At 58.7% G+C, this 26,184-nt stretch carries 33 protein-coding genes; 24 read left to right on the forward strand and 9 right to left on the reverse strand.

The window, feature by feature from the left end:
• The first annotated feature begins 10 nt into the window (after positions 1 to 10).
• Positions 11 to 1,342 carry a trigger factor gene (tig, locus tag ACR0EL_RS01160; protein ID WP_480497503.1) on the forward strand — a complete coding sequence of 444 codons (1,332 nt, stop codon included), beginning with the start codon at positions 11 to 13 and terminating at the stop codon, positions 1,340 to 1,342.
• A 98-nt stretch (positions 1,343 to 1,440) separates the two neighbouring features.
• Here the strand turns inward: tig and ACR0EL_RS01165 are convergent, their stop codons facing one another.
• The 6 genes from ACR0EL_RS01165 to rpsF all read right to left on the reverse strand — a co-directional run bounded on the left by ACR0EL_RS01165 (position 1,441) and on the right by rpsF (position 5,222).
• A complete protein-coding gene (locus tag ACR0EL_RS01165) occupies positions 1,441 to 2,295 on the reverse strand; it encodes an acyl-homoserine-lactone synthase (protein WP_480497505.1) in 855 nt (284 codons plus the stop codon).
• 107 nt (positions 2,296 to 2,402) lie between these two features.
• Positions 2,403 to 3,104 (reverse strand): LuxR family transcriptional regulator, encoded by a 702-nt coding sequence (locus ACR0EL_RS01170; protein ID WP_480497506.1) that lies wholly within the window; start codon positions 3,102 to 3,104, stop codon positions 2,403 to 2,405.
• Between the two features lie 237 nt (positions 3,105 to 3,341).
• Positions 3,342 to 3,827, reverse strand: a complete 486-nt coding sequence (locus ACR0EL_RS01175) for a lytic transglycosylase domain-containing protein (RefSeq protein WP_353006452.1) — start codon at positions 3,825 to 3,827, stop codon at positions 3,342 to 3,344.
• Positions 3,828 to 3,976: 149 nt separating this feature from the next.
• Positions 3,977 to 4,600, reverse strand: coding sequence for a 50S ribosomal protein L9 (gene rplI / locus ACR0EL_RS01180; protein WP_353006455.1), 624 nt, complete (start codon positions 4,598 to 4,600; stop codon positions 3,977 to 3,979).
• Between the two features lie 12 nt (positions 4,601 to 4,612).
• A complete protein-coding gene (gene rpsR / locus ACR0EL_RS01185; RefSeq protein WP_005608650.1) occupies positions 4,613 to 4,840 on the reverse strand; it encodes a 30S ribosomal protein S18 in 228 nt (75 codons plus the stop codon).
• 28 nt (positions 4,841 to 4,868) lie between these two features.
• The gene (rpsF, locus tag ACR0EL_RS01190) at positions 4,869 to 5,222 is read right to left on the reverse strand and encodes a 30S ribosomal protein S6 (RefSeq protein ID WP_480497509.1); all 354 of its coding nucleotides are present in this window, start codon (positions 5,220 to 5,222) and stop codon (positions 4,869 to 4,871) included.
• 282 nt (positions 5,223 to 5,504) lie between these two features.
• Here rpsF and ACR0EL_RS01195 point away from each other — a divergent pair, with 282 nt between their 5' ends.
• Both ACR0EL_RS01195 and ACR0EL_RS01200 read left to right on the forward strand, forming a co-directional pair.
• Positions 5,505 to 6,023: a hypothetical protein gene (locus ACR0EL_RS01195; RefSeq protein ID WP_353006459.1), complete on the forward strand. Its 519-nt coding sequence runs from the start codon at positions 5,505 to 5,507 to the stop codon at positions 6,021 to 6,023.
• A gap of 129 nt (positions 6,024 to 6,152) precedes the next feature.
• Complete coding sequence (locus ACR0EL_RS01200) at positions 6,153 to 6,725, forward strand: YceI family protein (RefSeq protein ID WP_480497511.1); 573 nt, start codon at positions 6,153 to 6,155, stop codon at positions 6,723 to 6,725.
• Between the two features lie 62 nt (positions 6,726 to 6,787).
• Here the strand turns inward: ACR0EL_RS01200 and ACR0EL_RS01205 are convergent, their stop codons facing one another.
• On the reverse strand, positions 6,788 to 8,014 hold the full coding sequence (locus ACR0EL_RS01205) for a cytochrome b/b6 domain-containing protein (RefSeq protein WP_480497513.1): 1,227 nt from the start codon (positions 8,012 to 8,014) through the stop codon (positions 6,788 to 6,790).
• A gap of 166 nt (positions 8,015 to 8,180) precedes the next feature.
• Between ACR0EL_RS01205 and fabD the strand changes: the two genes are divergently transcribed.
• From fabD to mltG, 7 genes are all read left to right on the forward strand, one after another.
• Positions 8,181 to 9,119, forward strand: coding sequence for an ACP S-malonyltransferase (fabD, locus tag ACR0EL_RS01210; protein WP_480497515.1), 939 nt, complete (start codon positions 8,181 to 8,183; stop codon positions 9,117 to 9,119).
• Positions 9,120 to 9,161: 42 nt separating this feature from the next.
• A complete protein-coding gene (gene fabG, locus ACR0EL_RS01215; RefSeq protein WP_170530597.1) occupies positions 9,162 to 9,899 on the forward strand; it encodes a 3-oxoacyl-[acyl-carrier-protein] reductase in 738 nt (245 codons plus the stop codon).
• A 210-nt stretch (positions 9,900 to 10,109) separates the two neighbouring features.
• Positions 10,110 to 10,343 (forward strand): acyl carrier protein, encoded by a 234-nt coding sequence (locus ACR0EL_RS01220; protein WP_008756330.1) that lies wholly within the window; start codon positions 10,110 to 10,112, stop codon positions 10,341 to 10,343.
• 139 nt (positions 10,344 to 10,482) lie between these two features.
• Positions 10,483 to 11,022 carry a GNAT family N-acetyltransferase gene (locus ACR0EL_RS01225; RefSeq protein WP_480497517.1) on the forward strand — a complete coding sequence of 180 codons (540 nt, stop codon included), beginning with the start codon at positions 10,483 to 10,485 and terminating at the stop codon, positions 11,020 to 11,022.
• Positions 11,023 to 11,143: 121 nt separating this feature from the next.
• Positions 11,144 to 11,887 carry a 1-(5-phosphoribosyl)-5-[(5-phosphoribosylamino)methylideneamino]imidazole-4-carboxamide isomerase gene (locus tag ACR0EL_RS01230; protein WP_480497519.1) on the forward strand — a complete coding sequence of 248 codons (744 nt, stop codon included), beginning with the start codon at positions 11,144 to 11,146 and terminating at the stop codon, positions 11,885 to 11,887.
• A 123-nt stretch (positions 11,888 to 12,010) separates the two neighbouring features.
• A complete protein-coding gene (gene fabF / locus ACR0EL_RS01235) occupies positions 12,011 to 13,276 on the forward strand; it encodes a beta-ketoacyl-ACP synthase II (protein ID WP_480497521.1) in 1,266 nt (421 codons plus the stop codon).
• Positions 13,277 to 14,434 (forward strand): endolytic transglycosylase MltG, encoded by a 1,158-nt coding sequence (mltG, locus tag ACR0EL_RS01240; RefSeq protein ID WP_480497523.1) that lies wholly within the window; start codon positions 13,277 to 13,279, stop codon positions 14,432 to 14,434.
• 51 nt (positions 14,435 to 14,485) lie between these two features.
• Here the strand turns inward: mltG and ACR0EL_RS01245 are convergent, their stop codons facing one another.
• Both ACR0EL_RS01245 and phhA read right to left on the reverse strand, forming a co-directional pair.
• A complete protein-coding gene (locus ACR0EL_RS01245; protein WP_480497525.1) occupies positions 14,486 to 15,748 on the reverse strand; it encodes a DEAD/DEAH box helicase in 1,263 nt (420 codons plus the stop codon).
• A 329-nt stretch (positions 15,749 to 16,077) separates the two neighbouring features.
• Positions 16,078 to 16,878, reverse strand: coding sequence for a phenylalanine 4-monooxygenase (phhA, locus tag ACR0EL_RS01250; RefSeq protein ID WP_480497527.1), 801 nt, complete (start codon positions 16,876 to 16,878; stop codon positions 16,078 to 16,080).
• A gap of 109 nt (positions 16,879 to 16,987) precedes the next feature.
• Here phhA and ACR0EL_RS01255 point away from each other — a divergent pair, with 109 nt between their 5' ends.
• The 14 genes from ACR0EL_RS01255 (at position 16,988) to ACR0EL_RS01320 (ending at position 26,169) form a co-directional block, all read left to right on the forward strand.
• Positions 16,988 to 17,455, forward strand: coding sequence for an Lrp/AsnC family transcriptional regulator (locus ACR0EL_RS01255; RefSeq protein WP_480497529.1), 468 nt, complete (start codon positions 16,988 to 16,990; stop codon positions 17,453 to 17,455).
• A gap of 535 nt (positions 17,456 to 17,990) precedes the next feature.
• Complete coding sequence (locus ACR0EL_RS01260; RefSeq protein WP_480498399.1) at positions 17,991 to 19,277, forward strand: DNA-packaging protein; 1,287 nt, start codon at positions 17,991 to 17,993, stop codon at positions 19,275 to 19,277.
• A gap of 90 nt (positions 19,278 to 19,367) precedes the next feature.
• Positions 19,368 to 19,766, forward strand: coding sequence for a tetratricopeptide repeat protein (locus tag ACR0EL_RS01265; RefSeq protein WP_480497531.1), 399 nt, complete (start codon positions 19,368 to 19,370; stop codon positions 19,764 to 19,766).
• Between the two features lie 111 nt (positions 19,767 to 19,877).
• Positions 19,878 to 21,038, forward strand: a complete 1,161-nt coding sequence (locus ACR0EL_RS01270) for a phage portal protein (RefSeq protein ID WP_480497533.1) — start codon at positions 19,878 to 19,880, stop codon at positions 21,036 to 21,038.
• Positions 21,031 to 21,249, forward strand: a complete 219-nt coding sequence (locus ACR0EL_RS01275) for a GTA head formation protein, RCAP_rcc01685 family (RefSeq protein ID WP_353006496.1) — start codon at positions 21,031 to 21,033, stop codon at positions 21,247 to 21,249. The genes ACR0EL_RS01270 and ACR0EL_RS01275 overlap by 8 nt, the downstream gene beginning before the upstream one ends.
• 14 nt (positions 21,250 to 21,263) lie before the next feature.
• A complete protein-coding gene (locus ACR0EL_RS01280; protein ID WP_480498401.1) occupies positions 21,264 to 21,821 on the forward strand; it encodes an HK97 family phage prohead protease in 558 nt (185 codons plus the stop codon).
• A gap of 35 nt (positions 21,822 to 21,856) precedes the next feature.
• A complete protein-coding gene (locus ACR0EL_RS01285) occupies positions 21,857 to 23,035 on the forward strand; it encodes a phage major capsid protein (protein WP_480497535.1) in 1,179 nt (392 codons plus the stop codon).
• A gap of 175 nt (positions 23,036 to 23,210) precedes the next feature.
• Positions 23,211 to 23,810, forward strand: a complete 600-nt coding sequence (locus ACR0EL_RS01290) for a head-tail connector protein (protein WP_480497537.1) — start codon at positions 23,211 to 23,213, stop codon at positions 23,808 to 23,810.
• Positions 23,807 to 24,145: a phage head closure protein gene (locus ACR0EL_RS01295; RefSeq protein ID WP_480497539.1), complete on the forward strand. Its 339-nt coding sequence runs from the start codon at positions 23,807 to 23,809 to the stop codon at positions 24,143 to 24,145. The genes ACR0EL_RS01290 and ACR0EL_RS01295 overlap by 4 nt, the downstream gene beginning before the upstream one ends.
• On the forward strand, positions 24,142 to 24,555 hold the full coding sequence (locus ACR0EL_RS01300; RefSeq protein ID WP_480497541.1) for a DUF3168 domain-containing protein: 414 nt from the start codon (positions 24,142 to 24,144) through the stop codon (positions 24,553 to 24,555). The genes ACR0EL_RS01295 and ACR0EL_RS01300 overlap by 4 nt, the downstream gene beginning before the upstream one ends.
• 20 nt (positions 24,556 to 24,575) lie before the next feature.
• Positions 24,576 to 24,989: a phage major tail protein, TP901-1 family gene (locus ACR0EL_RS01305; protein WP_170530581.1), complete on the forward strand. Its 414-nt coding sequence runs from the start codon at positions 24,576 to 24,578 to the stop codon at positions 24,987 to 24,989.
• A 4-nt stretch (positions 24,990 to 24,993) separates the two neighbouring features.
• Positions 24,994 to 25,314: a gene transfer agent family protein gene (locus tag ACR0EL_RS01310; RefSeq protein WP_480497543.1), complete on the forward strand. Its 321-nt coding sequence runs from the start codon at positions 24,994 to 24,996 to the stop codon at positions 25,312 to 25,314.
• Complete coding sequence (locus ACR0EL_RS01315; RefSeq protein WP_480497545.1) at positions 25,311 to 25,520, forward strand: rcc01693 family protein; 210 nt, start codon at positions 25,311 to 25,313, stop codon at positions 25,518 to 25,520. Before ACR0EL_RS01310 ends, ACR0EL_RS01315 begins: the two co-directional genes overlap by 4 nt.
• Complete coding sequence (locus ACR0EL_RS01320) at positions 25,507 to 26,169, forward strand: phage tail tape measure protein (protein ID WP_480497547.1); 663 nt, start codon at positions 25,507 to 25,509, stop codon at positions 26,167 to 26,169. Before ACR0EL_RS01315 ends, ACR0EL_RS01320 begins: the two co-directional genes overlap by 14 nt.
• Positions 26,170 to 26,184 lie beyond the last annotated feature (15 nt).

Consider the following 26,184-nt stretch of genomic DNA (forward strand, 5'->3'; position numbering starts at 1 on the left):
GACTACCATAATGCAGGTTACCGAGACGCTGAACGAAGGTCTGAAACGCGGCTACAACATCGTTGTGACCGCAGCTGAGCTGGACGATAAGGTCAACGAAAAACTGACCGAAGCGCAGCCCGAGGTCGAAATGAAAGGTTTCCGCAAAGGCAAGGTGCCGATGGCGCTGCTGAAGAAGCAGTTTGGCCAGCGTCTGTTGGGTGAAGCCATGCAGGAAACCATCGACGGTGCGATGAACAAGCACTTTGAGGACAGCGGTGAGCGCCCAGCGTTGCAGCCCGAGGTCAAGATGACCAACGAGGACTGGAAAGAAGGCGACGATGTCGAAGTTGCGATGTCTTACGAAGCCCTGCCAGCGATTCCCGAGGTTGACCTGAAGTCGGTCGAGCTGGAAAAGCTGGTTGTCAAAGCCGATGATGCAGCGGTCGAAGAAGCGCTGAACAACCTGGCGGAAACCGCGCAGGACTTCAAAGCGCGCCGCAAGGGTTCGAAAGCCAAGGACGGCGATCAGATCGTGTTCGACTTTGTCGGTAAGGTCGATGGCGAAGAGTTCGAAGGCGGCTCGGCCGAGGACTACCCGCTGGTTCTGGGCTCGAACAGCTTTATCCCGGGTTTCGAAGAGCAGCTGGTCGGCGTGAAGGCCGAAGAAGAAAAGGACGTGAACGTCACTTTCCCCGAGGAATACGGTGCGGAACACCTGGCCGGTAAAGATGCGGTTTTCAGCTGCACAATCAAAGAAGTGAAAGAACCGGTTGCCGCTGAACTGAATGACGAGCTGGCCAAGAAATTCGGTGCCGAAGATCTGGACGCGCTGAAAGGTCAGATCTCTGAACGTCTGGAAGCTGAATATGCTGGCGCCTCGCGCGCTGTTATGAAGCGCGGCCTGCTGGATGTGCTGGACGAGAAAGTCTCGTTTGACCTGCCCCCGTCGCTAGTTGAGGCCGAGGCCAAGCAGATCGCGCATCAGCTGTTCCACGAAGAAAACCCGGATGTGGAAGGCCACGACCATGGCGAGATTGAGCCGACCGACGAGCACAACAAGCTGGCCGAACGCCGCGTGCGTCTGGGCCTGTTGCTGGCCGAGCTGGGCCAGAAAGCCGAGGTTGAGGTGACCGATGCGGAGATGACTCAGGCGATCATGAACCAGGCGCGTCAGTACCCGGGTCAGGAACGTCAGTTCTTTGAGTTCGTTCAGCAGAACGCTCAGATGCAGCAGCAGCTGCGCGCGCCGATCTTCGAAGACAAGGTTGTCGACTACGTGTTCGAACTGGCCACAGTTGCGGACAAAGAAGTCAGCAAGGACGATCTGCAAAAAGCCGTTGAGGCACTGGAAGAGGAATAATCCTCTTCCCCCTTTTTGTGGGGGGCTGAAATAGAGCGGAGCCGCCTTTGAATAGGGCGGCTCCGCGTGGGTGGCTTTTGTATTATGAGGTGAGGGGGTCAGGCCTCATGAGCAAAAGCACGGGGGGTATCTAGCAGAGCATGTCTTTGCTCTGGCGTGAAGGTATCGGTCAGCGTCTCAATCAACCGAAGAACATCTTGACGTTCCTCTTCGGTGCGCGCTGCGCTCATCTGCTCAACAAAGTATTTCTCAAGATCCGTGAGCGGTTTGTGATCGCGGTTCGCGGGTTGCTTCTCGATGGCTTTTTTCGAGTTGAACAGGGCCAGCGCCTCTTCTTCTTTCAGGAACACGTCCTCGTGGATACCGGCGAATTCGCGAATGCCTTGGATACGTTCGTCAGTACAATCCAGCAGTGCGGCCAGAGCCGACACTTTGCCCATCGGAACGGTTTTGCCCACATAGTCGTAAGGCGCGCAATTCGAGCGTTTCAGAACCCGGTCCATGACCGGATCGATCACAGTGATGATGTCTTCCATGCCAGCATTCTTGGCGTATTCAAGCGAGCCAATCATCAATTCGCAGGTCGCATAAGAGACCGAGTTTTTCTCTTTCCCGCGGCTGAGCCTTTGAGTGTCGACACAGAAGCGTGTGGATTCCCACATTCTCGCGCTACGGATCGGAGCCTCTCCGTCGAGAATGGCTGAGAAAACATCAGCCAGCATGTGAGGTCCGGTGGTCTGTAGGGCACGCACGGCTGCGACGACATTCCCCCCGTCGTCGAGTCCGATCACATATGCCGGGTCCAGATGATCGAATTCGTCAATCTCTTTCCCGTCTTCGATCTTTACGTCCCATCCAAGGCGCCCGCCGAAAACGCGCGCACGCAGTTCATACATTTCGTCGAGAACTTCGCCGAACAGGTGTCTGTTCAGCCCATCAACAACAACAATCATTTTTTCCCCCTTCGAGTGGTTGTTCGGTAAACTAGACGTTACCGTTTTGCCGGGGGTTTTCTATTGGGGGTTTCCCGTATTTTGGCAGAATTTGGGGTTTTTTGTGGTTAACTAGGCGTAATGAGGCCGATGGCGATAGCGCGACCAACCGCTTGTGGCGTTGTCAATGCGCTGAGTTTCTCGCGGCTGGATCGCAGATGAACCTCAACCGTGCGATGCGAAATCGACAGGATATCGCCGATATCCTGTTGCGATTTCCCCGCTGCAACCCATTGCAGGATCTCGACTTCACGTGTCGAAAGGTTGGGATGATAGAGCGCGCTTGTAATCTCATCAGAAGACACGACATGGTCGTGGATATGTACAGCCATGGATTGCAAGTCGCCAATCACATGGGTGTAGAGCTTGCGCCACTCTTCCTTGCTGCAGTCGCGCGAGGCGCTTAGCAATCCGATATCCCCGAACGGCCCCCGGACTGGTATCGTAACACCTTGGTTTGATATGCCAAATTCACTGGCATCATTGAACATGCGCTGGAATTCAGGGCCGCGTTCCAACCGGCTCCAATCCACGGGTGCGATACTGCGACGGGCCATGTGGATCGTGGGGTCGATCATGATCAGACCCTGGTTCTGGTAATGTTCGGTCCAAGCATCATCATAAGTTACAAAGCCCGCAACCGTACCAGACGCAGGGTTCATGCCTGCATAGGCGGCATGATCCATATCATGCTTTTCGCACACTTGTTTCAGAAACTCGGTATACCGAGTTTCTGCATCCGGCAGAGTGCTCAGATCAACAATTTCCATGCGGCGTCTACCAACTGCGGCCCATCCCACAGGCCCGATGGTGTCTTCGGACCAGTAGTAAACTTAGAGCGGAACCCAAATTACCTCACATCGGAAAGGACAACATACTTTCGGGAATATGACAAGGCGAGGTGCCAATTGTCTGCACATTTGAGTATTACTTGCGTAGACTAGAACATTTATATCACTATAACCAAATTCCAAATCCACAGGCGTTGTCCTGGATTTGGTATGGTGTCAGGGGCCAGGTCTCAGGCCTGTTTCAACCAGCATTCCGCGCGCTTTTGCTTCGGGATAGAAGCCTTTGGCGTACAGGAAAATCGCCCGTTGCTGGTCACCATCGGATAGCAGCCATGCGCCCCGTAGGTACTTCCCTGCGAACTCCAGATTGGTATCTGCGTCCAATAGGCCCTGAGCGTCGCCCTGATAGCCCATTGAGCGCGCTGTGGCCGGCAGAATCTGCAACAGTCCGTAATACGGTCGGTTTACAGCCCACGGTCTGTGCGTACTTTCACGGATCGCCAGCTTGTGCACGAGTTCGCGGGGCAGGTCGTAATGATCGGCCCAATTGTTGATCGATGCACGCAGTTCTGGCGTTTCATTGGGGTAGAGCGGAGGATCGAACGCTTCGGTGTCGTTTCGCGATACCTCGGCGCCGCTACATGCGTTTAGAGCCGAGATTGCGATCAACGTGATGAGGCCACGGCGGGAGAAGACTGCCATTTATGTACTCCAAGCTCAGAAGCGCGATGATATGGATCGCATTGGGTGTCGCAACCATATCCGTGAATTTGGGCCGAATTTTGCTGGTTGGAAATTAAAAAAGGGCCGCGCGGAAGGCGCAGCCCTTTGTTGCGTTCAGCGTGGCCTGATCAGGCTTTTGCTTCGTCTTCTTCAGCAGCGGGTGCTGTGTCAGAAACCAGCTCGTCATCATCCGAAGCGGCGGAACCGATGTCGTCGAACAGTTCTGCGATCTCGAATTCAGCAGCGGCTTCTTCTTCAGCGGCCAGTTCCTGGATCGATTTGCCCGACGCCTGCAGTTCGGCTTCTTCTTCCGAACGGGCGACGTTCATCTTGATCTCAACTTCGACCTCGGGGTGCAGTTTGACTGCCAGCGAGTGCAGACCCAGTTCCTTGATCGGTGCGATCAGGGCGATCTGTTTCTTGTCGACTGTGAACCCAGCCTGAGTCGCAGCGTCTGCGGCGTCACGCGGGGTGACCGAGCCGTACAGAGCGCCAGCATCCGAGGCCGAGCGAATCACGATGAACTGCTGACCGTCCAGCTTTTCAGCCAGTGCTTCAGCTTCTTTCTTGGTTTCCAAGTTGTGCGCTTCAAGCTGCGCCTTGCGCGCTTCGAACGAGGCGATGTTCGACTCGGACGCGCTCAGCGCTTTGCCCTGGGGCAGCAGGAAGTTGCGGGCGTAGCCGGGCTTGACGTCAACGACGTCGCCCATCTGACCCAGTTTCGCAACGCGTTCCAGCAGGATAACTTGCATGTCAGTCTCTCCTTACTTCACGGCGTAGGGTAGCAGGGCGAGGAAGCGGGCGCGCTTGATAGCACGGGCCAGTTCACGCTGCTTTTTCGCCGAAACGGCAGTGATGCGCGAAGGTACGATCTTGCCACGCTCAGAGATGTAGCGCTGCAGAAGACGGGTGTCTTTGTAGTCGATTTTCGGCGCGTTCTCACCCGAGAACGGGCAGACCTTGCGGCGGCGGAAAAATGGTTTTGCGGCCATGGTTTAGTGTCCTTTCCTCAGGCGGTGATCAACGACGCTCGCGGCGGTCGCCACGTTCGTCACGCTTCTGCATCTGAACCGACGGGCCGTCTTCGTGACCGTCAACCTTGATGGTCAGAACGCGCATCACGTCATCATGCAGGCGCATCAGGCGCTCCATTTCCTGAACGGCGCCCGCGGGCGCGTCGGTTTTCAGGAAAGAGTAGTGACCCTTGCGGTTCTTGTTGATCTTGTAGGCCATCGTCTTAACGCCCCAGTACTCGCTGTCGACGACGTTGCCGCCGTTGTCAGCCAGAACGGTGCCGAAGTGTTCGACAAGGCTTTCTGCCTGCGCGTTGGACAGATCCTGACGCGCGATCATTACATGCTCATACAGTGGCATGTTCACTCCTGTTTATATCAAGGCGCATTTCAAAGGCGGGGCCATCTGGTCCTTCGCGACCCTGCCACGAGAGGCTGCGCGATTCATACGTAGTGCGAAGGATGGCCCGATATACACGTTTCAGCGCGCGGGGCAAGACCTGCCATAGATGCCTTGGTGAAGTCGCCCAATTTCCTTTGCTGCGCCCAATTCCTGACGCTTTTCGGCTCAAGGTTGTTTACCAAACCGGAGATGAGCCGGACAGTTAGCCGAGAAAGGCAACCTATTCAGGGTGAATATGTTATGACCGCGATGAACACAAACACACTTACCAAGCAGACCCCCAGCGCGAGCTTTGAGCATTCGGTGCCGGTCAAGATCGCGTTCAAGGCGAACTGGCAGGCGCGGATCATTCTAGCGCGGGTTGTTGGCGCGTTTCTGATCGTCTCTGCCTTTTCCATGTGGCTGATGCCGGGGTCGGTGATTGGCGCTGAGGTCTGGCCGATCAAACTGGCTGCATCCATGTTGTTCCTGATTATCGGGGTCAGCCTGCTGACGATCGAGTTGATGGACCCGCGTCCAGACGCCTATTTTGATCCCATCCGCCGCGAAGTGCGCATTCTGCAAAAGAATGAAAACGGTCGCCCACAGACCGTACTGCGCCGCAGCTATGACACGTTGGGTGGAGCCCGTTTCGAGGACGATGAGGTGGAACTCTATGACGTCGATGGTAGTCTTTTGATGAAGCTGCCCTTGCAATCGGCGGATGTTAGCCGAGCGCTCAAAGCGCAATTGAGCCAAACAGTAACAATTTTCGCCTGATTTTTATTCTGTTCAAAAAGGAACAGAGTTTGTGAATCAAAATGACTTGTGTGCCGCCGTTTGGCGGCACATTTTTGTTTCCGAGCAAACGCGCTAGTTTGCATAGTGTTCATAAACCCGGAGACTGTCATGAAATCCACACTTCTTGCCGCCGCGCTTGCACTGTCGGCGACCACAGCGTTCGCCAGTGCCGAGAAATACGTTCTGGACCCGAGCCACAGCCAAGTACTCTTCAGCTACGACCACCTTGGTTTTTCGACCACCTATGGCATGTTCTCGGGCTTTGAGGGCGAGATCATGTTTGATCAGGAAAACCCTGCAGCCTCGACTGTGTCGGTCTCCATGCCTGTGATGTCGATGTTTACTGGCTGGGAAGCGCGCTCGGATCACTTTATGACCGAAGATTTCTTTGGTGCCTCTGAGGGAGACATGGTCACCTTTACCTCGACCGGTATTGAAGTCACCGGTGAAGGCACAGCTAATATCACAGGTGATCTGACCATGAACGGCGTCACCAAATCGGTTGTTCTAGATGCGAAGCTGAACAAAGTGGATCAGCACCCGATGGCAAATAAGCCCTGGGCGGGTTTCAACGCGACCACAACTCTGGTCCGCAGCGAATTTGATCTGGGCCAGTTCGCCCCGTTCGTCAGCGATGAAGTCGAAGTTCAGATCTCGGTCGAAGCGCAAAAAGCAGACTAATATCCGATCTAACTCTGGAATAGAAACCGCCGGCGGCTTTGCCCCGGCGGTTTTTTGTAGGCTTATTCGGCCCGGATCGCGGTCAGATCAATCGTAACCGATACGGCAAAGGCCAGCGAATCCTCGGCTGGCATCGTCGCGCCGATTTCGAAATCGAGACGGTTTAGCTCCAGCCGCCCTGCAACGGTTGCGGTGTTGCCCTGAAGTGCCAGGTCGAACGGCAAGACCACATCCAGCGTCTTGTCTCGAATGGTCAGGGGGCCGCGGGCCTCGTACCCGGTTTCTGTTTTATACAGGTCGGCTGCAAAACGCGCGGTTGGAAACTGGTTGTTGTCAAAGAAATCGGCACCCATCGCCTGATCCGTGACCGTTCCAAGGGTAAGCGATCCGATAGATACATTTACATCAACCGATCCGGCCAGGCCGGGCTCAGATAGGTCCTCGAAAGCGATGGCTGCTGTCCAATCCGCAAAACTACCGGTGACCGGGCTGCCTAGCTGCGTGATCGTGATCGACAGGGTGCCATCTTGCACCTGCCAGTCCGATTGCACCTCGGCAAGCTCTGTCGTGTCGGTATGTGCCTTGGAGTGATCTGCAAAGACGCCGATCATCCCGCCGCCGATCAGAACCGCGCCCCAGATGCACAGCGCTGCGAAGGCGGGCAGGATGGAGTGGTGTTGGGCAGGGGGCTCTGGGGCGTCAGAGTGGCCGGGCAACATGCGACGCAAGGTGCTGTCTTTATCAACTACATGGTGTTTCAAAGCGCCCATGATGTGCAGTGCCAAGGACCCTGCCAGAACCCAAATGAACAGCCAATGCAGCCCGGCTGTGACCTCTGCCACATAGGGCGATTTGGGGACAAAGGGCAGATTTTGGCCAAAGGGCCAGAAGATCGGAGCAAATCCTTCGGCAGCGGCGTGATGTATCCAGCCCGTTAGCGGGACAACAACCAGAGAGGCATAGAGCATCCAATGCACCGTCTCGGCGGCGAAGGCTTCTGGCCTGTTTTCGGCATTCAGCAGCCCGGGTTTGGTTTGCGTGACAGCCCAGAGGATGCGCCCCAGTGCGACAAAGAACACTGTAATCCCGACGGTTTTGTGAAGTGAGAACAACCGGGCGGCGCGGGCGATGTCCTCTTCTGTGGTCGGGATGGAAGGATCATAGATCGCGTGGGCCAGTTGGTTGGCGAACCATCCCAAAGGCAGTGCCGTAAAAATCAGCAGAGCGGTCAGCCAGTGAAAGGCTTTGGTGACACTGCCATAGCTTGAGAACGTGTTAATTGCGGGCATCGGATGGGAACTCCGGATTTGTTTGGCTGTGTCCAACCTAAAGCCACCGGGCGTGCGTGCAAGTAACAGCTTGCGCACATACCCAGTGCCGCTATGCACCCTACTTGTGCCGCGCCCCTTGTCAGTTTACACCCCGCCGCAACCTAACGTCATCCATGAGGTTGCAATGACACGCGCGTTCGTTTTCCCGGGGCAGGGTGCCCAGACCATCGGAATGGGCAAAGCACTGGCCGAAGCCTATCCGGCCGCCCAAGCCGTTTTTGATGAGGTCGACGACGCACTGGGTGAAAAACTGAGCCATCTGATCTGGGAAGGTGACATTGCTGATCTCACGCTGACGCAGAACGCTCAACCCGCGCTGATGGCCACCTCGCTGGCCGCAATGCGCGCGTTGGAGGCTGAGGGTGTCTCGGTCACCGATGCAGCCTTTGTAGCTGGGCATTCGCTGGGGGAATACTCAGCGCTGGCGGCTGCGGGTGCTTTGTCGGTTGCCGATACCGCCCGCCTTTTGCGCAAGCGCGGGCAGGCGATGCAAAGTGCCGTTCCCGTGGGCGAAGGCGCGATGGCCGCGATCCTTGGCCTTGACCTGGAAGGCGTACGCGCCGTGGCTGAAGAGGCCGCACAGGGTGACATTTGTCAGGCTGCCAATGACAACGATCCGACCCAGGTTGTTGTGTCTGGCGCAAAGGCCGCCGTCGAACGTGCGGCAGAGATTGCCAAAGAAAAGGGCGCAAAACGCGCGATTTTGTTGCCTGTAAGTGCTCCATTTCACTGTGCGCTGATGCAACCTGCTGCAGATGTAATGGCAGAGGCCCTGGCGGCGGTTGAGATCAAAGCTCCGGCAGTGCCTCTCGTCGCCAATGTGCGCGCCGAGGCGGTCTCGGACCCTGATCTGATCCGGCAGTTGCTGGTCGAACAGGTCACCGGTTCCGTGCGCTGGCGTGAAAGCGTGCAGTATATGGCGGCACAAGGGGTGACCGAAACCTGGGAGATCGGTGCAGGCAAGGCGCTGTCTGGCATGGTGCGCAAGATCAACCGCGACATAGCCGGCAAGGCGGTTGGCACACCTGACGATGTCCAGAAGGCCATTGGCGCCGAATCGTAAGCATAGAATGCGCCCGCAAGGGCGCCTCACGAAGGAAACAGAATGTTTGATTTGACTGGTAAGAACGCGCTGATCACGGGCGCGTCAGGCGGGATCGGAGGTGACATTGCGCGCGCGCTGCATGGCGCAGGGGCTGCGGTTGGCCTGTCCGGCACACGGGTAGAGCCCTTGCAAGCGCTGGCAGATGAGCTGGGCGAGCGTGCGCATGTTCTGCCTTGCAACTTGAGTGACCCCGAGTCCGTAGAGGCGCTGCCGAAACAGGCAGCCGAGGCCATGGGATCGGTGGATATTCTGGTCAACAACGCTGGGATCACCCGGGACAATCTGTTTATGCGTATGTCCGATGAGGAATGGCAGAGCGTCATCGACGTAAACATGACCTCGACCATGAAACTGTGCAAAGGCGTTATCCGGGGCATGATGAAGGCGCGTTGGGGCCGGATCGTGAATGTCTCGTCCGTTGTTGCTGCGATCGGCAATCCAGGGCAAGCGAACTATGCAGCGTCGAAGGCCGGAATGATCGGCTTTTCCAAGGCCTTGGCGCATGAAGTTGCAACGCGCGGTATTACCGTAAACGCGGTGGCCCCAGGCTTTATCACCACGGCCATGACCGAGAAGCTGACCGAGGAGCAGAAAAAGGGGCTGCTGCTCAAGGTTCCGGCTGGTCGGATGGGCGACCCCGAGGAAATCGCGGCGGCGGTTCTTTACCTAGCCAGCCCCGAAGCGGGCTATGTCACGGGAAGCACCTTGCATGTGAATGGCGGTATGGCCATGTTGTGAGCGCATAACAGGACAGGTGCGAAAGCGTTTGCCTTGTGCGCCGACTATGTTATAGGCGGCGCATCTATGCAGAGGCCGGTTGTTCAGATCGGCCTTCTACTTTCCCGGTGCACCGGGACCCAAACCGCCCGGAATGGGCAAACTAAGGCCAGCCTGAGCGGGCAAGGGCAGAACCGGGCAAACCGCCCTGAATAGGAATGAGGAATAGACATGAGCGACGTCGCAGATCGCGTTAAGAAGATCGTTGTTGAGCACCTGGGTGTTGAAGAGGACAAAGTTGCGGAAAACGCGTCCTTCATCGACGATCTGGGCGCAGACAGCCTGGACACCGTTGAACTGGTCATGGCCTTCGAAGAAGAGTTCGGCATCGAGATCCCTGATGACGCAGCCGAGACCATTCAGACCTTCGGCGACGCGGTCAAATTCATCAGCGAAGCATCCTAAGCGTTTCATTTCTGATCAAAAGCGGCGCTTCCGGGCAACGGAGGCGCCGTTTTTTATTGCCGGCCCTCAATTCTGTCTTGCGCCAGCACCTTTCGCTGAGCACTGTTTCCATTGAGGCATAATTCCAAGTGGGCAGGCTATGATAAGATCCACTCCTATGATCAATACAGCGCGGCTGACATTGTGTGCGATGCGGCCCGAAGATTTTGAGCGCTTTGCCGAAATCTGGCGTGATCCTTGCGTTGTCGAACATATCGGCGGCTCGCCGCGGTCACGTGGAGAATCCTGGGACTCGTTTTTGCGAAACGCTGGGCATTGGCAGATGGCTGGCTTTGGCCAGTGGGGTATTCTGCAGCAATCGAATCGTAAGCTGATTGGGCAGGCTGGGTTTTTCTATGGAAATCGCGGGCTCGGTGAGGATTTCGATGCCTGTCCCGAAGCAGGTTGGGTTCTGGCCACCGAAGCGCAGGGGCAGGGATTGGGATATGAGGCAGCTTTGGCTGCACATGACTGGTTTGACCGAATTATGCCCGGCCCGTTGGTGGCCATGGTGAATGCGGCCAATGAGGCCTCGCAGAAACTGGCCGAAAAGCTTGGATATGCGCGGATGCGCGTGGCGCAGTTCAATGGCACAGATGTCCAGCTGTTGCGTCGCGACGGTCCCCCTGCGCGGGCGTAAACTCGCCTATATCTACAGATGCCGCAAAACGGCTAAACTGTGCCGATCCCGATCGAACGGGCGCGATTCCTGCGTTTATGCTACACTGTGTTTTAGAGCGATTGAGCGAAGGAGCGTGCTCATGAGGATTTACCCCACTATGGAATTGCAGAACGGCCGGTGTGTGACACTGGACAAGGGCCGTCTGGATGAGGCAATGATCTGGCATGTGAATCCGGTTGAAACGGCGCGCGGCTGGTCAACAGCGGGTGCTGAGTGGATGCATCTGACGGATTTCGATGCGATCGAAGGGCGCGATACCAATTCCGAGCTGGTCGAAGAATTGATCCGCACGGCAGAGATGCCGGTGCAACTGGCGGGTGGCATGCGAACCCGCGAGCAGGTTGAAAACTGGATCGACAAAGGGGCCGGTCGGATCGTTATCGGAACTCTGGCAGCCCGGGACCCGAACCTGGTCAAGGAACTGGCGAAACTCTATCCGGATCAGATCGTTCTGGCGGTGGATGTCTGGAAAGGGTTCGTCATGACCGAAGGGTGGCGCAGCCAAAGTGCGTTCACGCCTGAGGCGTTCATCGACGCGTTTGATGGCACACCTTTTGCCGCCATTCTCGTCACCGATATTGACAGCGATGTGGAAGATGTCGAAGCGCAGCTTGGGTTAATTTCCGGGTTGGCGCAGCATTCTCGTACACCGGTCATTGCCAGCGGGGTTGTACGCACGGCGGATGATATCTCGCGCCTTAGCTATATACCCAACATCGCGGGGGCTCTGGTTGGTAGGGTACTGTTCCGTAAGACCGTGGACCTGCATGATGTGCTGGACGTTGCTGCCTCGGCGCGGGAACCCGTAGCGCAGTTTCAGTAATACGGCATAGATTGACGGCAAGGCGGTAAGTCGCTTGCGCCGATTATCGCCTTGCTCTTGCCCCCGGACCCCGGGCCGGGGTATGAGCGTTTCTCATAACAGCAAGCAGGCAAGAGGCACTACATGCGCAGAGTCGTCGTAACCGGTCTGGGATTGGTCACTCCTTTGGCCAGCGGGGTCGAAGAAACCTGGTCGCGCCTGCTGGACGGTGAGTCCGGCGCAGGCCCCATCACGTTGTTTGATGCCGAAGCAAGCGGCGTCACCACGACATATGCATGCGAAGTTCCCCGTGGCGACGGAACAAACGGCACATTTAATCCTGACGATTGGATGCCGCCGAAAGAACAGCGCAAGATCGAAGACTTTATCCTGTATTCCATCGCGGCGGCCGAGATGGCCTGTATGGATGCTGGCTGGACCCCTGAGGACGAAGAAGATCGTCTGCGGACCGGGGTTCTGATTGGCTCCGGGATTGGCGGCCTGGGCTCGATTGCCGAAACTGCCAATCTGATCCGTGACAAGGGCCCGCGTCGCGTGTCGCCTTTCTTCATTCCAGGTGCTCTGATCAACCTGGCTTCGGGGCAGGTGTCGATCCGGTTTGGGTTCAAGGGGCCGAACCATTCCGTTGTGACGGCCTGTTCGACCGGCGCCCATGCAATTGGCGATGCCAGCCGGATCATTCGTGCAGGGGATGCGGATGTGATGATCGCAGGCGGCGGCGAAGGCTGCATTTGCGAGATTGGTATTGCGGGTTTTAACGCGTGCAAAGCGCTGTCGACCAAATATGCCGACGATCCGAAGAAAGCCAGCCGCCCTTATGATATCGACCGCGACGGATTTGTCATGGGCGAAGGTTCGGGCATCGTGGTGCTGGAAGACTATGAACACGCCAAGGCGCGCGGTGCCAAGATTTATGCCGAGGTGCTGGGCTATGGCATGTCGGGTGACGCCTATCATATCACTGCACCGTCCGAGGACGGAGACGGTGCCGAGCGTTCGATGAAGGCCGCGCTGCGCAGCGCAGGTCTTGAGCCCAAGGATTTGGACTATATCAACGCACATGGCACCTCGACCATGGCGGACACAATCGAACTGGGCGCTGTTGAGCGCCTATTGGGTGATCACGCTGCGAATGCCACGATGACCTCGACCAAATCTGCCACAGGCCATCTGTTGGGTGCGGCGGGCGCGATCGAGGCGATCTTCTCGATCCTTGCGATCCGCGATCAGGTTGCCCCGCCGACGATCAACCTGGACAATCCGGCGGTCGAAACGCCCATCGATCTGGCACCCAACGTGAAACGTGAGCGTGCGATCAACGTAGCCCTGTCGAACTCCTTCGGTTTTGGTGGCACCAATGCCAGCGTGATCTTCGGGAAAGTCAGTTAAATGTGGCGGGCCATTGCATCAAACGCGCTGACCATTCTGGTGGTCGGCCTGTTTCTGATGGGCGGTCTGATCTTGTGGGGCCAGACCCAGTACAAGGCTGAGGGCCCGTTAGAAACCGCGATCTGTCTGCAGGTTGCAGGCGGATCGAACATGACCCGCGTCAGCCGTGAGCTAGAGGATCAGGGCGCCATCAGCAGTGCCACGATCTTTCGCATGGCTGCGGACTATACCGACCGGTCACAGCAGCTGAAAGCGGGTAGCTTTCTGGTGCGCGAAGGTGCGTCGATGGAGGAGATTATCGACGAAATCACCAGCAGCGGTGCCAGCACCTGTGGGTCTGAGATAGAATACCGGATCGGTGTGACCCGTGCCCAGACCCGGGTGCGCGAACTGAATCCGGCGACGCTGGATTTCGATGAGATCGCGTCATTCGATGCTGCGGAAGAGGAAACTCCGGAGGCCTATACCCAGAAACGTAACGAAGCGGATACTCGCTACCGTGTGTCACTGGCCGAGGGTGTGACCTCGTGGCAGGTGGTCGAGGCATTGAAGGGTTTTGAAGCGCTGAGTGGTGAGGTGACTGAGATTCCCGCCGAAGGGTCGTTGGCACCTGACAGCTATGATGTCGCTGCCGGGCAGGACCGGAATGAAATCCTGAAGGCGATGCAGGATAAGCAGCAATTGCGTATCAATGCAGCCTGGGAGAACAGACAGGAAGGCCTGCCACTGCAAAGCCCCGAAGAGATGTTGATCCTTGCGTCGATCATCGAAAAGGAAACTGCCGTTGCCAGTGAGCGCGGGCAGGTGGCCAGCGTCTTTGTGAACCGCTTGAATCAAGGTATGCGGCTGCAAACTGACCCGACCGTGATCTATGGCGTCACCAAAGGGCAGGGAACACTGGGGCGCGGCCTGCGGCGCAGCGAGTTGAATCGCCCAACGCCTTGGAACACCTATCAGATCGACGGTTTGCCGCCGACACCGATTGCCAATCCGGGTCAGGCCAGTCTTGAAGCCGCTGTGGCCCCGGACAACACGGACTACATTTTCTTTGTGGCAGACGGCACCGGTGGCCACGCTTTTGCTGAGACATTGCAAGAGCACAACCTCAACGTCGCCAAATGGCGCGAGATTGAGGCCGAGCGGAACTCGGGCAACTAAGCTAAAGAAGAAAAAAACAGCGCCGATTGGGGCGCTGTTTTTTTGTTTGGATCAGGCTGCCGGTTTGCGCCGGGGCCGACGCCGCTTGGATTGCGACGGCTTTGATGTCCCATTGGCAGGTTTCGGCTTGAAGCCACGCCGTCTGTTGCCTTGTCGCCGACCGGGGCGTTCCGCCTGAACGGCTTCGGGCATTTCTCCGCTGGCGACGGGGATGTCGATTTTCATCAGCTTCTGAATCTGACGCAGCAGATCAACCTCTTCTGCGGAGCAGAAGGCAATAGCTTCGCCTTCGCGTCCAGCCCGCGCGGTGCGCCCGATGCGGTGGACGTAATTGTCGGGCACCTCGGGCAGATCATAGTTGATCACGTAAGCCACGCCGGGAATATCGATCCCGCGTGCGGCCACATCTGTTGCGACGAGCACTGTAGTTTCACCGGAGCGGAAGGCCTTGATCGCGCGATCGCGCTGACCCTGGCTTTTGTTGCCATGGATCGAGGCCGCGTTGTAGCCGTCTGCGACAAGACCTTTCATCAGCTTCTCGGCCCCGTGTTTGGTGCGGGAGAAGACGAGGGTCAGCGCATCGGTATCTTGCGACAGGATTTCACGCAGCTTTTGGGGTTTTTCCGGCTTGCTGACAAAATGCACCGATTGGGTGATCTTGTCCGCCGCCTTGCCCGGAGGCGACACCTGCACGCGCTGCGGGTTGGTCAGGTAGGCTCGGCTAAGCTCTTCCATCTGCTTGGGCATGGTCGCCGAGAACAACATGGTCTGGCGTGGGGTTCCCAGAGCAGGCGCGATCCTGCGTAGTGCGTGGATAAATCCCAAGTCCAGCATTTGGTCGGCCTCGTCCAGCACCAGATGGCGCACAGCGCCGAGATCTACGGCTCCACGCTCCATCAGGTCGATCAGACGACCGGGGGTCGCCACCAGAATGTCTGTGCCGCGCGCCAGAAAGGCGATCTGTTTGTTGATCGATTGGCCGCCCACAACCGTGGCGACGCGCAGCTTTGTCTTTCTGGTCAGATTGCGCAGGCTGTCGGCGATCTGGTTTACCAACTCGCGCGTCGGGGCCAGGATCAGGGCCTTGGCGGTTTTGGGATCGGGCTTGCCCGGTTGGGCCAAGAGGTGATCGATCAAAGGCAGGCCAAAGGCCAATGTTTTGCCGGTTCCCGTTTGGGCCAGGCCGAGGATGTCATGCCCGTTCAGGGCCAATGGAATGGCTTGGTTCTGGATCGGGGTCGGTTCAGAAAAGTTTGCGCGTTTCAGCGCGTCGTTCAGCGCGGGCGCCAGGCCCAGCATATCGAAGTCGAACAATGTTTATCCTTTTTGCCCCGGGCCGCATTGGCAGAAGCGCAATTGAAACAGGTCGCGCGGCAACCGCGCAACCGGCAGGGGTTTTGCGTGACCTCGGGATATACAGGCGCACCCTGTACTATCTGGCCGTCGCATCAAGAACCCTGCGTGAAGGGGAACTGGAGAAGTGTTTGTAGGGCGCTGTGGGGCGGGTGAGGCCCGCCTGTGCTCACGCATCAGCGCTGTTTGAGGGGCACATGCGGTGTCGAGAGAGGATTGTCAAGCCATGAACCGTGCGAACTGTCGGCCAGTGGCCGTTTGACCGCAGGTAGCAAATCGGTTTCGATGCTTCATTCGGCAGCCGTGGCCTTTAGTGGGAACTTGTTTGGTAACAGGCCCAACGAACGCGCCTGATGCACGTCGGCGAGAAGATCACGTTCGGCAGCCGCGAAGAGTTCTTCGGGGTCGTCCAGAACGAAATATCCCATCTGATGCATGTCAATCCGATACGGTGTTCGCAGAATAGTCAGAACATCAAACGGATCGCGGTCGGGAATATCACTGGACACAGAATAAATCAGTTCGGTTGGCGAAGATGCAAGTCCAGATCCAAGCGCTTTGATTTGCCCGTTCTGGCGGCGCAGGCCAAACTCGATCGAGAACCAGTAGAGGCGGATCAACCAAGTGTAGTCGGAGGCATCTGCCCGTGTTCCGGCCTTTCCGATTGCGTGACTGAACGCCGCAAAGCGCGGGTCGCTGAGAAGGGGAGTGTGTCCGAAGATTTCGTGAAAAATGTCTGGTTCTTCGATGTAATCGAAATCTTCGCGAGAGCGGATGAAAGACGCGGCAGGAAAGACCTTGTTGGCCAACATTCCAAAGAACTCTTTGAAACCGATCAAGGCCGGAACGGGTTGAACCTGCCAGCCGGTCAAATCGAGCAGTCGGTCCGAGATGTCAGCACATGAGGGAACTTTGGTTTTGGGAAGGTCCAAGCGGCCAAGCCCATCCAGATATTCGCGGGCCATGTAGCTTCGAATGTTCGGTTCTTGAGCGGCATAGAGATCGGCCCAGACGGCATCTTCTTCTGCGGAATAGTCAATGTGACCCCGCGCATCGGCGCATTTTGCAGTGTACTTGGTTGATTTGGGCATCTCGGGCATCCTCCTACAACGAGTCTAGAGGTGTCGTGCCAAGAAAAATCTTTGAAATTCGTGGAAATCTCGCCAAAATTGAGATGAACAATTCAGAAGAGAGCCAAAAGTGAAAGAAACACTTCAGTCCTCGGACATTTCAATCCTGCAGGAGCTGCAGATCAGTGGCCGTCTGTCGATGCAGGAATTGGCCGAGCGAACCGGCCTGTCCGCATCGCAATGCTGGCGGAGGGTTCGTGATCTTGAAGCTGCGGGCGTGGTTTCGGGATATCGCGCGCAGGTCACGGCCAAGGCGGTGGGTCTGAATGCGATTGCCTATGTACATGTGGCGCTGCGGGATCATCAGGAAGACAGTATATCTTCGTTCTTGCGCCTAGTTGAAACAGAGCCGCAGATCGTTGAGTGCGCTTCGATTACAGGGGATCATGATTTCATCCTTAAGGTTTATGCCAAGACGCCCGAAGATCTGGAGCATTTCATTATGCAGCGGCTTTTGAAATCAGGGCTGGTGCGCGACACGCGCAGCAACTTTGTTTTGCGTCAGACCAAAACACGCGGGCCTTTACCGATCTTGTGAGCCCAAACCTTAAGAAAATTTAACGATTTCCGTGCGTTGGGTGTTGCGAGCCGTTGCGCGGAACATTGACTTTACGTGCGGTGTCGCGTATAAGTTGTGTCATGCTAGAAGAAGTGGGCAGCGGCCCCGGGGCGACCCGGCGGCCGTTTTTCGTTTCTGTCGTGCGGAGAAAACTCACGCATGAGGTCACAGGCAAACATGACGTTAATTACCCCGGAAGAGCGGATTTCTCAGACGGCAGATTTGTTGCAGTCGCTCGAGGCGTCCATTCGCAGTTTGCGGCAAGCGGCGGAAGACCTGCGCAAGCAAATTGGTGCCGGGGAGGATGCAGATCTTGCTGGTTCAGCCAAGCAACTCGGGCAGTTAGAGGGGCTGATCCGCAGTTGTCAGAAAGTGGAGACAAGCTTTGTCGAACAACATCACAGACAAGCCGGTATTGCCCAAGGGGGCTACGCGCTCGACCTTGATCGGGCACGATCTGAGATCGGGTGCAGGCTGGCTCGCCTCCGCGCCTGCTGCGGTGCAGGATAGATTTCTGAGTGAGATCGGGGAGGGGGGGCTGTGTGCCCTCCCTTTCCTGTTTGAGTTCTGGGCGCTGCCGCATCAATTGCCGCCTGAAGGCGACTGGCGATCCTGGGTCATCATGGGCGGTCGTGGTGCGGGCAAGACGCGCGCCGGGGCTGAGTGGGTGCGGTCTGCGGTCGAGGGGTCTTTGCCTTTGGATCGTGGAGAGGCCAGTCGTGTGGCTTTGTTGGGTGAGACATTCGATCAGGTGCGCGATGTGATGATCTTTGGCGATAGCGGGATTTTGCAGTGCTCACCGCCGGATCGGCGGCCTGTTTGGAAGGCGACGGAGCGCAAGCTGGTCTGGCCGAACGGGGCCGAGGCGCAGGCGTTTTCGGCGCATGATCCTGAGGGGTTGCGCGGGCCGCAGTTCGATGCGGCCTGGGTGGATGAGTTGGCCAAGTGGAAAAAGGCGGGGGAGACCTGGGATATGCTGCAATTTGCGCTGCGGCTGGGGGATCGGCCCCGGGTCTGCGTGACGACGACCCCGCGCAATGTGAAGGTTTTGAAGGACTTGCTGGCGTCGCCGTCCACCGTGCAGACCCACGCGCCGACCGAGGCGAACCGGGCCAATCTGGCGGACTCGTTTCTGGACGAAGTGCGCGCGCGCTATGCGGGCACGCGGCTGGGGCGGCAGGAACTGGACGGGGTGCTGCTGTCAGATGCCGAGGGGGCGCTCTGGACGGGCTCGATGCTGGAGGCGGCACGGGTGAGCCGCGTGCCTGCGTTGGATCGCATCGTCGTGGCGCTGGACCCGGCGGTGACGGCAGGGGCGGATGCGGATGCTTGTGGGATCGTGGTGGTCGGCGCTCAGGTGCAGGGGCCACCAGAGGACTGGCGCGCCTACGTACTGGCCGACCGGACGGTGCAGGGCGTTGGCCCGGCGGGCTGGGCGCAGGCAGCGATTGATGCGATGGATGAGTTTGGAGCCGAACGGCTGGTGGCCGAGGTCAATCAGGGCGGGCAACTGGTGGAAGAGGTCGTGCGGCAGGTGGACCCTCTGGTCCCGTTCCGCGCGGTGCGGGCCTCACGCGGCAAGGTGGCACGGGCCGAGCCTGTGGCAGCGTTGTACGAGCAGGGGCGGGTGAGCCATGTGGCCGGGCTGGACGCGCTCGAGGAGCAGATGTGCCAGATGACCGCGCGCGGGTTCGAGGGGCAGGGTTCGCCCGACCGGGTCGACGCGCTGGTCTGGGCGCTGCATGAATTGATTGTGGGGCCCGCGGGGGTGTATCGGCGGCCTAGGGTGAGGAGTTTGTGATCCCGTCTTGGAATTTGATTCTAAGAAAAATGCTTGAAAAACAATGCGTCTATAACCAAAGTTCTCTCATTGAATGCTTGGAGATTGTAAATGCTCGCACGGCTTGTTCGAAACTATAAGTTGCTCAAGGCGCAACGACTGGTTGCAAATGGTGAGTATTCCAAAGCAGAGCGAATTGTTAGCCGACTGCTGGAGAAATACCCGCGTTCGGTAGGTTACAATCTCTTTCTGGCGGATATTAAGTTGTTCGAAGGCGACATAGAACGAGCTTTGTCTATGTATAGCGCAACGAAGCAGATATTGGACGGCGAGCAGGAAGTGACTCAGGAAAACAGACGGTTCTATTCAGCGTATATGAACTTTAGAACCACCGCGATCCAATTTCATAACAAGGATCAAGAATTTGCGAAGTGGCGCGAGTTCGCGGCGCTGATTAATAAACTTGAGGCGGATCGCCTTATCAAAAGACTGTATCCGCTGCCTGAGTAGGTGCTGCGGGTGTTGCCCACCCCCCGTACGCCCCATTCCCAAGCCGTAAACTTCTTTCCGTCATAACTCCTTTCAACAAGCCGGGCAGAGCGGCGGCAGAAAGGAGCACAGATGGTATTCGATTTCTTGCGTCGTGGAGCGACGGGCGAAGCGCCCGAGGCGAAGGCGAGCGCGGCGGGGCCTGTGGTGGCGTGGCAGACGGGCGGGCGCGTGGCGTGGAGCCCTCGGGACGCGGTGTCGCTGACGCGGACGGGGTTTTCAGGGAACCCGGTGGGGTTTCGATCCGTCAAGCTGATTGCCGAGGCGGCGGCGGCTCTGCCGTTGGTGCTGCAGGATCAGGCGCAGCGGTTTGATGCGCATCCGATCCTGTCGCTGATGCGCCGTCCGAATGCGGCGCAGGGGCGGGCGGAGTTGATGGAAGCATTGTTCGGGCAACTGCTGCTGTCGGGCAATGCCTATGTTGAGGCTGTGCAGGCTGAAGAAGGCCTGCCGGTTGAGCTGCATGTGTTGCGCTCGGACCGGATGAGCGTGGTGCCGGGGGCGGATGGGTGGCCCAAGGCCTATGACTACGCTGTGGGCGGCAAGAAGCACCGGTTTGCGGCGGAAAATATCTGTCATATCAAGTCGTTCCACCCTCAGGATGATCACTACGGGTTCTCGCCCATGCAGGCGGCGGCGATGGCGATTGATGTGCATAACAGCGCGTCGCGGTGGTCGAAATCGTTGTTGGATAATGCGGCGCGGCCTTCGGGGGCTCTGGTCTGGAAAGGCGATGGCCATGGGGTGATGGCCGAGGATCAGTTCCGGCGTCTGTCGGACGAGATTGAGCAGAACTATCGCGGGGCGCGGAATGCGGGTCGTCCGATGGTTCTGGAAGGGGGGCTGGATTGGAAGCCGATGGGTTTCTCTCCGTCCGATATGGAGTTTCAAAAGACAAAGGAAGCCGCCGCCCGCGAGATCGCGCTGGCCTTTGGGGTCCCGCCGATGTTGCTGGGGATACAAGGCGATGCGACTTATTCGAACTATCAGGAGGCCAACCGGGCGTTTTATCGCCTGACTGTTCTGCCCCTGGTGACGCGGGTGGCGGCGGCGGTGTCGGATTGGCTGTCGGGCTTTACCGGCGAGGAGTTGGTGCTGAAACCCGATCTGGATCAGGTGCCTGCGCTGTCGGCGGAACGGGATGCGCAGTGGGCGCGGGTCAGCGGGGCCGAGTTCCTGAGCGATGCCGAGAAACGCGCGTTGCTGGGGCTGCCGGAGCGTGGCGATGGGTGATCCGTATCCTCCGTTCGAGTGTGCGCCAGGCCTGCGGCTGGCCGCGCACGAGCGGGTGGCCGAGATTCAGCACGCACATCTGTGTCGGCGGCTGGATCAGATCGAAGAAATGATGGAGCGGCTGGAGAAGCGGTTATGGCTGACGGTCTATGGCGTGGCGGCGGTGATCTTGGCACAAGCCTTTCAGTCCCTTTTGGCGGTAACGCCATGAGTTCAGTGGTTTACATGGAGAAGTTCATGGATTTGGAACATAAATTTGCACGGTTTGGCGATGGTTTGTCGGTGACCGATGACGCGGTGATCGAGGGCTATGCCAGCCTGTTCGGGCAGGTCGATCAGGGTAGTGATGTGGTGCAGCGCGGTGCGTATCGCGCTTCGCTGACGGGGCTGGCCAAGGCGGGCCAACGGGTCAAGATGCTGTGGCAGCACGACCCGGCGCAGCCCATCGGTGTCTGGGACGAGGTGCGCGAAGACGACAAGGGCCTTTGGGTCAAGGGGCGTCTGCTGGAAAGCACGCAGAAAGGCCGAGAAGCGGCCGAGCTGATCCGGGCGGGGGCCATGGATGGTCTGTCAATTGGCTATCGTACGAAGCGGGCTGTTAAGAATGACAAGGGCCAGCGGGTCCTGACCGAACTGGAGCTGTGGGAGGTATCACTGGTGACCTTCCCGATGCTGCCCAGTGCGCGGGTGGCGGCCAAGGGTGTGGACCCTGAGGCCGAGAACACCCTGCGCAGTATTGCCGAGGTGTTCATCGACGCCCGGCAGGAGCTGGCGCGGACCTAGCGCGCCTCAAACCCACCGAAAAACAGGACATACTGATGAGCAAGACCGAGACCCCGGCCTTGACCGGAGAGGGTGCGCCCCTGGTTCAGGAGGTGAAGCAGGCGATGGCTGGCTTCGTGAATGAATTCAAGGGCCTGAAGGCTGATGTTAAAACCAAACTGCAACAGACAGAAGAGCGACTGACCATGCTGGATCGTAAATCAACCATCGCGGCGCGCCCGCATCTTGCGGCCTCGAACGAGGACGGTGCCCCGCATCAGAAAGCTTTTGATGCCTATGTGCGTTCGGGTGAGGATGACGGGCTGCGCGGGCTGGAGATCGAGGCCAAATCGCTATCGACCGCTGTGAACAGCGAAGGCGGGTATCTGGTTGATCCGCAGACCGCTGAGGCGATCAAATCGGTATTGAATTCAACCGCGTCGATCCGTTCGATTGCTTCGGTAGTGAATGTCGAGGCGAACTCGTTCGATGTGCTGATCGACCACACGGATGTGGGCGCGGGCTGGGCCGATGAGAATTCGGCGACGGCAGAAACCGGGACCCCGTCGATTGACCGTATTTCAATCCCGCTGCACGAGCTGAGTGCATTGCCCAAAGCCTCGCAGCGCTTGCTGGACGACAGTGCGTTTGATGTCGAAGGCTGGCTGGCTGGTCGTATTGCGGACAAGTTCGCACGCGCCGAAGCAGCGGCGTTTATCAACGGCGATGGTGTGGACAAACCCAAGGGTCTGATGATTCACCGGGCCGTGCCGGATGATGGTTGGTCATGGGGCAGCCTTGGCTACGTCGCAACCGGCATCGATGGGGGTATCGACGCGGATGCGATTGTCGAAGTGGTCTATGCTCTGGGCGCGCAGTACCGCGTCAATGGCACCTTCGTCATGAACTCGAAAACCGCTGGTTTGATCCGCAAGCTGAAGGACAGCGATGGTCGCTTCCTGTGGTCGGATGGCCTGGCCGCGGGTGAGCCTGCGCGCCTGATGGGCTATCCGGTTCTGATCGCCGAGGACATGCCGGATGCTGCCTCGGACAGCTTCTCGATCGCGTTTGGCGATTTCCAGGCCGGTTACACCATTGCCGAGCGTCCCGATTTGCGCGTGCTGCGTGATCCGTTCAGCGCCAAGCCGCATGTCCTGTTCTACGCAACCAAGCGCGTGGGCGGTGATGTCAGCGACTTTGCCGCGATCAAGCTGCTGAAATTCGGCACCGCCTAAGCGGTGACGGATCCGAGGGGCCGGGTAACCGGTCCTTCGGGCGGCGGGTACGGGCCGGGGTGAGACCCCCCGCGTTGTCTAGCTGCTCCCCTCCGTCCGAGCAACGTGGGGCGGTGCGTGCCCGTCATTTTCAAGACTACGGCCCCGGAGGGGTCCGAGATTGCGGAGTGAATGGATGATGTTGATCGAAGAGACCGCCATCGCGGATGCGACGCTGCCGGTGGATCAGTTCAAAGCGCATTTGCGGATGGGCACGGGGTTTGCCGAGAGTGATGTGCAGGACGAGGTGCTGAAAGGGTTCTTGCGTGCCGCCCTTGCGGCAATCGAGGCCAGAACCGGTAAAGTGCTGATCGAGCGTGCCTTTTCCTGGAGCCTCAGCTGTTGGCGCGATCCGGCAGGTGAAGTGCTGCCCGTGGCCCCGGTTTCAGCAATTGATGCGGTCACGATGACAGATGCGACGGGCGCGGACACTGATCTTGATGCCGATGCCTATCGGTTGGAGCGCGATAGTCAGCGCCCCCGATTGCGACCTACGGCAACGTCTTTGCCAAGTGTTTCAACGGGTGGATCGGTGAAGATTGCCTTCACTGCAGGTATGGCCGCAGGTTGGGATAGCTTGCCTGCCGATCTGGGACAGGCGGTGCTGCTGCTGGCAGCGCATTACTACGAATACCGCGATGAGACGTCGCTAAGCGATGGGTGCATGCCCTTTGGGGTCACCAGCCTGATTCAGCGCTACCGCATGGTACGCTTTGGTTCGGGGATTGCGCAATGACAGCGCCTCGTCTGAACCGCAAGCTGGTGCTGGAAACGCCGGATCGTGTTGCCGATGGTGCGGGCGGGTTCATTGAAACCTGGACGGTTCTGGGCACGCTTTGGGCCGAGGTTACGGCGCGTAGCGGGTCCGAGCGGTCCATCGCAGGGGTGCCGGTATCGCGGGTGGGTTATCGCGTCGTAGTGCGCGGGGCGCCCGAGGGATCGTCGATGCGGCCAACCCCGGATCAGCGTTTTGTCGAAGGCACGCGGCGTTTCGTGATCCGCGCTGTCGCGGATCGTGATCCGCGCGGCCAATACCTGACCTGTTTCGCAGATGAAGAGGTGGCGGCATGAGCTATGGCGTAGCAGCCGCGTTGCAGGCGGCGGTGTTTCAGCAATTGTCTGGGGACGCAGATGTCAGCGCGCAATCCGGCGGTGCAATCTTTGATGCGGTGCCGACCGGGCCGGTCCCTGCCACCTATGTGACGCTGGGCCCGGAAGAGGTCCGCGAAGCATCGGACAAATCCGGCGCAGGTGCGCTGCATCGGTTCACGGTCTCGGTCGTGTCCGAGGCCGCAGGATTTGGCGCTGCAAAATCACTGGCCGGTGCCGTGTGTGACGCGCTGGACGGCACAGCGCTGAGTTTGGATCGGGGCCGCCTCGTGGGGCTGTGGTTCGAGCGCGCCAGCGCCCGACGCACCGGAACCGGCGGTGCAATCCGCCAGATCGACCTGAGATTCCGCGCCCGCGTGGAAGACGACTAAGCAATCAACGGAGAGAGCACATGGCTGCCCAGAACGGAAAAGACCTGTTGGTCAAAGTGGATATGAACGGCACGGGCCTGTTCGAAACCATCGCGGGCCTGCGCGCCACGCGGATCAGTTTCAATGCCGAAAGCGTGGATGTGACCACGCTGGAAAGCCAGGGGGGCTGGCGCGAGTTGCTGTCGGGGGCAGGGGTCAAATCGGCCGCGATCTCGGGCTCGGGCGTCTTCAAGGATGAAGGCACCGACGAGCGCGCGCGACAGCTGTTCTTTGATGGTGAGACGCCGGGCTTTCAGGTGATCATCCCCGATTTCGGCATTGTCGAGGGGCCGTTTCAGGTGACTGGCATCGAGTATGCGGGCTCGCACAATGGTGAGGCGACCTATGAGATGAGTCTGGCAAGCGCCGGCGCGCTGACCTTTACAGGGCTGTAATCCGATGGCCAATCCGTGGACGGGCGAGGTGGCATTGACCATCAATGGGGAGCGGCGGGTGCTCAAGCTGACGCTGGGTGCTTTGGCGGAATTGGAACAGGAACTGGACACCAGGTCATTGGTTGAGTTGGTCCAGCGGTTCGAGGGCGGCGGTTATTCCAGCGGCGATGTAATGGCGCTGATCGTGGCGGGGCTGCGCGGGGGCGGTTCAGATGTGACCCGTGCTGACGTGATGCATGCCGAGATCGAAGGTGGGCCCCTGGCCGGAGCCAGGGCCGCGGCTGAGCTGCTGGCGCGGGCCTTCATGGTGCCGGGTGGCACATGAGCGGGTTCGACTGGCCCGTTTTGATGCGGGCCGGGTTCCTCGGGCTGCGCCTGACGCCGGATCAGTTCTGGCGTCTGACCCCGGCCGAGCTGCGGCTGATGTTGGGGCAGGGTGCCGGGCTGCCCGCGATGAACCGGGCCGGGCTGGATGCGCTGTTGGCAGCATATCCGGACAGAGAACAAGGAGAGCGTGATGACGGATCGTGATGGGTTTGACGACCTGCAGGAGCGGGGCGAGGCGCTGGGCGACTCGTTAGGTGATGCAGCCAGCATGGCGGCGGCATTTGACAGTCAGATGAAGCGGATCGGCGCTGCGTTTGAGGAAACGGGCAAGGATGTCGCCACGCTGGAGCGGGGGATGTCAAGCGGGCTACGCAAAGCCTTTGATGGTGTGGTGCTGGATGGGAAGAGTCTGTCTGATGCGCTGGACGTGCTGAAGAACTCGCTGATCCAGACGGCCTATTCGGCTGCGATCAAGCCGGTAACGGATCACTTTGGTGGGCTGTTGTCCGGTACGGTCGGTGGCCTTGTGAAGGGGCTTCTGCCTTTTGCCGATGGCGGCAGTTTCAGCCAGGGGCGGGTGATGCCCTTTGCCAATGGCGGTGTGATCAGCGGCCCCACAACCTTTCCGATGCGAGGCGGCACCGGCCTGATGGGCGAGGCGGGCCCTGAGGCCATCATGCCATTGGCACGCGGGGCGGATGGCAAACTGGGGGTTCGCAGCTCGGGCGGCGGGCGTGCCGTCAACGTCGTCATGAACATCTCAACACCCGATGTTCAGGGGTTCCGCCGCAGCCAGGGCCAGATCGCAGCACAAATGAGCCGCGCTTTGGGGCGCGGCAATCGCAACAGATAAAACCGGGAGCAGGTC

The sequence above is a fragment of the Ruegeria sp. AH12 genome (genome assembly GCF_056541465.1).

Coding starts and splice junctions, on each gene's coding strand:
- tig (WP_480497503.1), top strand. CDS start 11: ATGCAGGTTACCGAGACGCTGAACGAAGGTCTGAAACGCGGCTACAAC.
- ACR0EL_RS01165 (WP_480497505.1), bottom strand. CDS start 2,295: ATGATTGTTGTTGTTGATGGGCTGAACAGACACCTGTTCGGCGAAGTT.
- ACR0EL_RS01170 (WP_480497506.1), bottom strand. CDS start 3,104: ATGGAAATTGTTGATCTGAGCACTCTGCCGGATGCAGAAACTCGGTAT.
- ACR0EL_RS01175 (WP_353006452.1), bottom strand. CDS start 3,827: ATGGCAGTCTTCTCCCGCCGTGGCCTCATCACGTTGATCGCAATCTCG.
- rplI (WP_353006455.1), bottom strand. CDS start 4,600: ATGCAAGTTATCCTGCTGGAACGCGTTGCGAAACTGGGTCAGATGGGC.
- rpsR (WP_005608650.1), bottom strand. CDS start 4,840: ATGGCCGCAAAACCATTTTTCCGCCGCCGCAAGGTCTGCCCGTTCTCG.
- rpsF (WP_480497509.1), bottom strand. CDS start 5,222: ATGCCACTGTATGAGCATGTAATGATCGCGCGTCAGGATCTGTCCAAC.
- ACR0EL_RS01195 (WP_353006459.1), top strand. CDS start 5,505: ATGACCGCGATGAACACAAACACACTTACCAAGCAGACCCCCAGCGCG.
- ACR0EL_RS01200 (WP_480497511.1), top strand. CDS start 6,153: ATGAAATCCACACTTCTTGCCGCCGCGCTTGCACTGTCGGCGACCACA.
- ACR0EL_RS01205 (WP_480497513.1), bottom strand. CDS start 8,014: ATGCCCGCAATTAACACGTTCTCAAGCTATGGCAGTGTCACCAAAGCC.
- fabD (WP_480497515.1), top strand. CDS start 8,181: ATGACACGCGCGTTCGTTTTCCCGGGGCAGGGTGCCCAGACCATCGGA.
- fabG (WP_170530597.1), top strand. CDS start 9,162: ATGTTTGATTTGACTGGTAAGAACGCGCTGATCACGGGCGCGTCAGGC.
- ACR0EL_RS01220 (WP_008756330.1), top strand. CDS start 10,110: ATGAGCGACGTCGCAGATCGCGTTAAGAAGATCGTTGTTGAGCACCTG.
- ACR0EL_RS01225 (WP_480497517.1), top strand. CDS start 10,483: ATGATAAGATCCACTCCTATGATCAATACAGCGCGGCTGACATTGTGT.
- ACR0EL_RS01230 (WP_480497519.1), top strand. CDS start 11,144: ATGAGGATTTACCCCACTATGGAATTGCAGAACGGCCGGTGTGTGACA.
- fabF (WP_480497521.1), top strand. CDS start 12,011: ATGCGCAGAGTCGTCGTAACCGGTCTGGGATTGGTCACTCCTTTGGCC.
- mltG (WP_480497523.1), top strand. CDS start 13,277: ATGTGGCGGGCCATTGCATCAAACGCGCTGACCATTCTGGTGGTCGGC.
- phhA (WP_480497527.1), bottom strand. CDS start 16,878: ATGCCCAAATCAACCAAGTACACTGCAAAATGCGCCGATGCGCGGGGT.
- ACR0EL_RS01265 (WP_480497531.1), top strand. CDS start 19,368: ATGCTCGCACGGCTTGTTCGAAACTATAAGTTGCTCAAGGCGCAACGA.
- ACR0EL_RS01270 (WP_480497533.1), top strand. CDS start 19,878: ATGGTATTCGATTTCTTGCGTCGTGGAGCGACGGGCGAAGCGCCCGAG.
- ACR0EL_RS01275 (WP_353006496.1), top strand. CDS start 21,031: ATGGGTGATCCGTATCCTCCGTTCGAGTGTGCGCCAGGCCTGCGGCTG.
- ACR0EL_RS01280 (WP_480498401.1), top strand. CDS start 21,264: ATGGAGAAGTTCATGGATTTGGAACATAAATTTGCACGGTTTGGCGAT.
- ACR0EL_RS01285 (WP_480497535.1), top strand. CDS start 21,857: ATGAGCAAGACCGAGACCCCGGCCTTGACCGGAGAGGGTGCGCCCCTG.
- ACR0EL_RS01290 (WP_480497537.1), top strand. CDS start 23,211: ATGATGTTGATCGAAGAGACCGCCATCGCGGATGCGACGCTGCCGGTG.
- ACR0EL_RS01295 (WP_480497539.1), top strand. CDS start 23,807: ATGACAGCGCCTCGTCTGAACCGCAAGCTGGTGCTGGAAACGCCGGAT.
- ACR0EL_RS01300 (WP_480497541.1), top strand. CDS start 24,142: ATGAGCTATGGCGTAGCAGCCGCGTTGCAGGCGGCGGTGTTTCAGCAA.
- ACR0EL_RS01305 (WP_170530581.1), top strand. CDS start 24,576: ATGGCTGCCCAGAACGGAAAAGACCTGTTGGTCAAAGTGGATATGAAC.
- ACR0EL_RS01310 (WP_480497543.1), top strand. CDS start 24,994: ATGGCCAATCCGTGGACGGGCGAGGTGGCATTGACCATCAATGGGGAG.
- ACR0EL_RS01315 (WP_480497545.1), top strand. CDS start 25,311: ATGAGCGGGTTCGACTGGCCCGTTTTGATGCGGGCCGGGTTCCTCGGG.
- ACR0EL_RS01320 (WP_480497547.1), top strand. CDS start 25,507: ATGACGGATCGTGATGGGTTTGACGACCTGCAGGAGCGGGGCGAGGCG.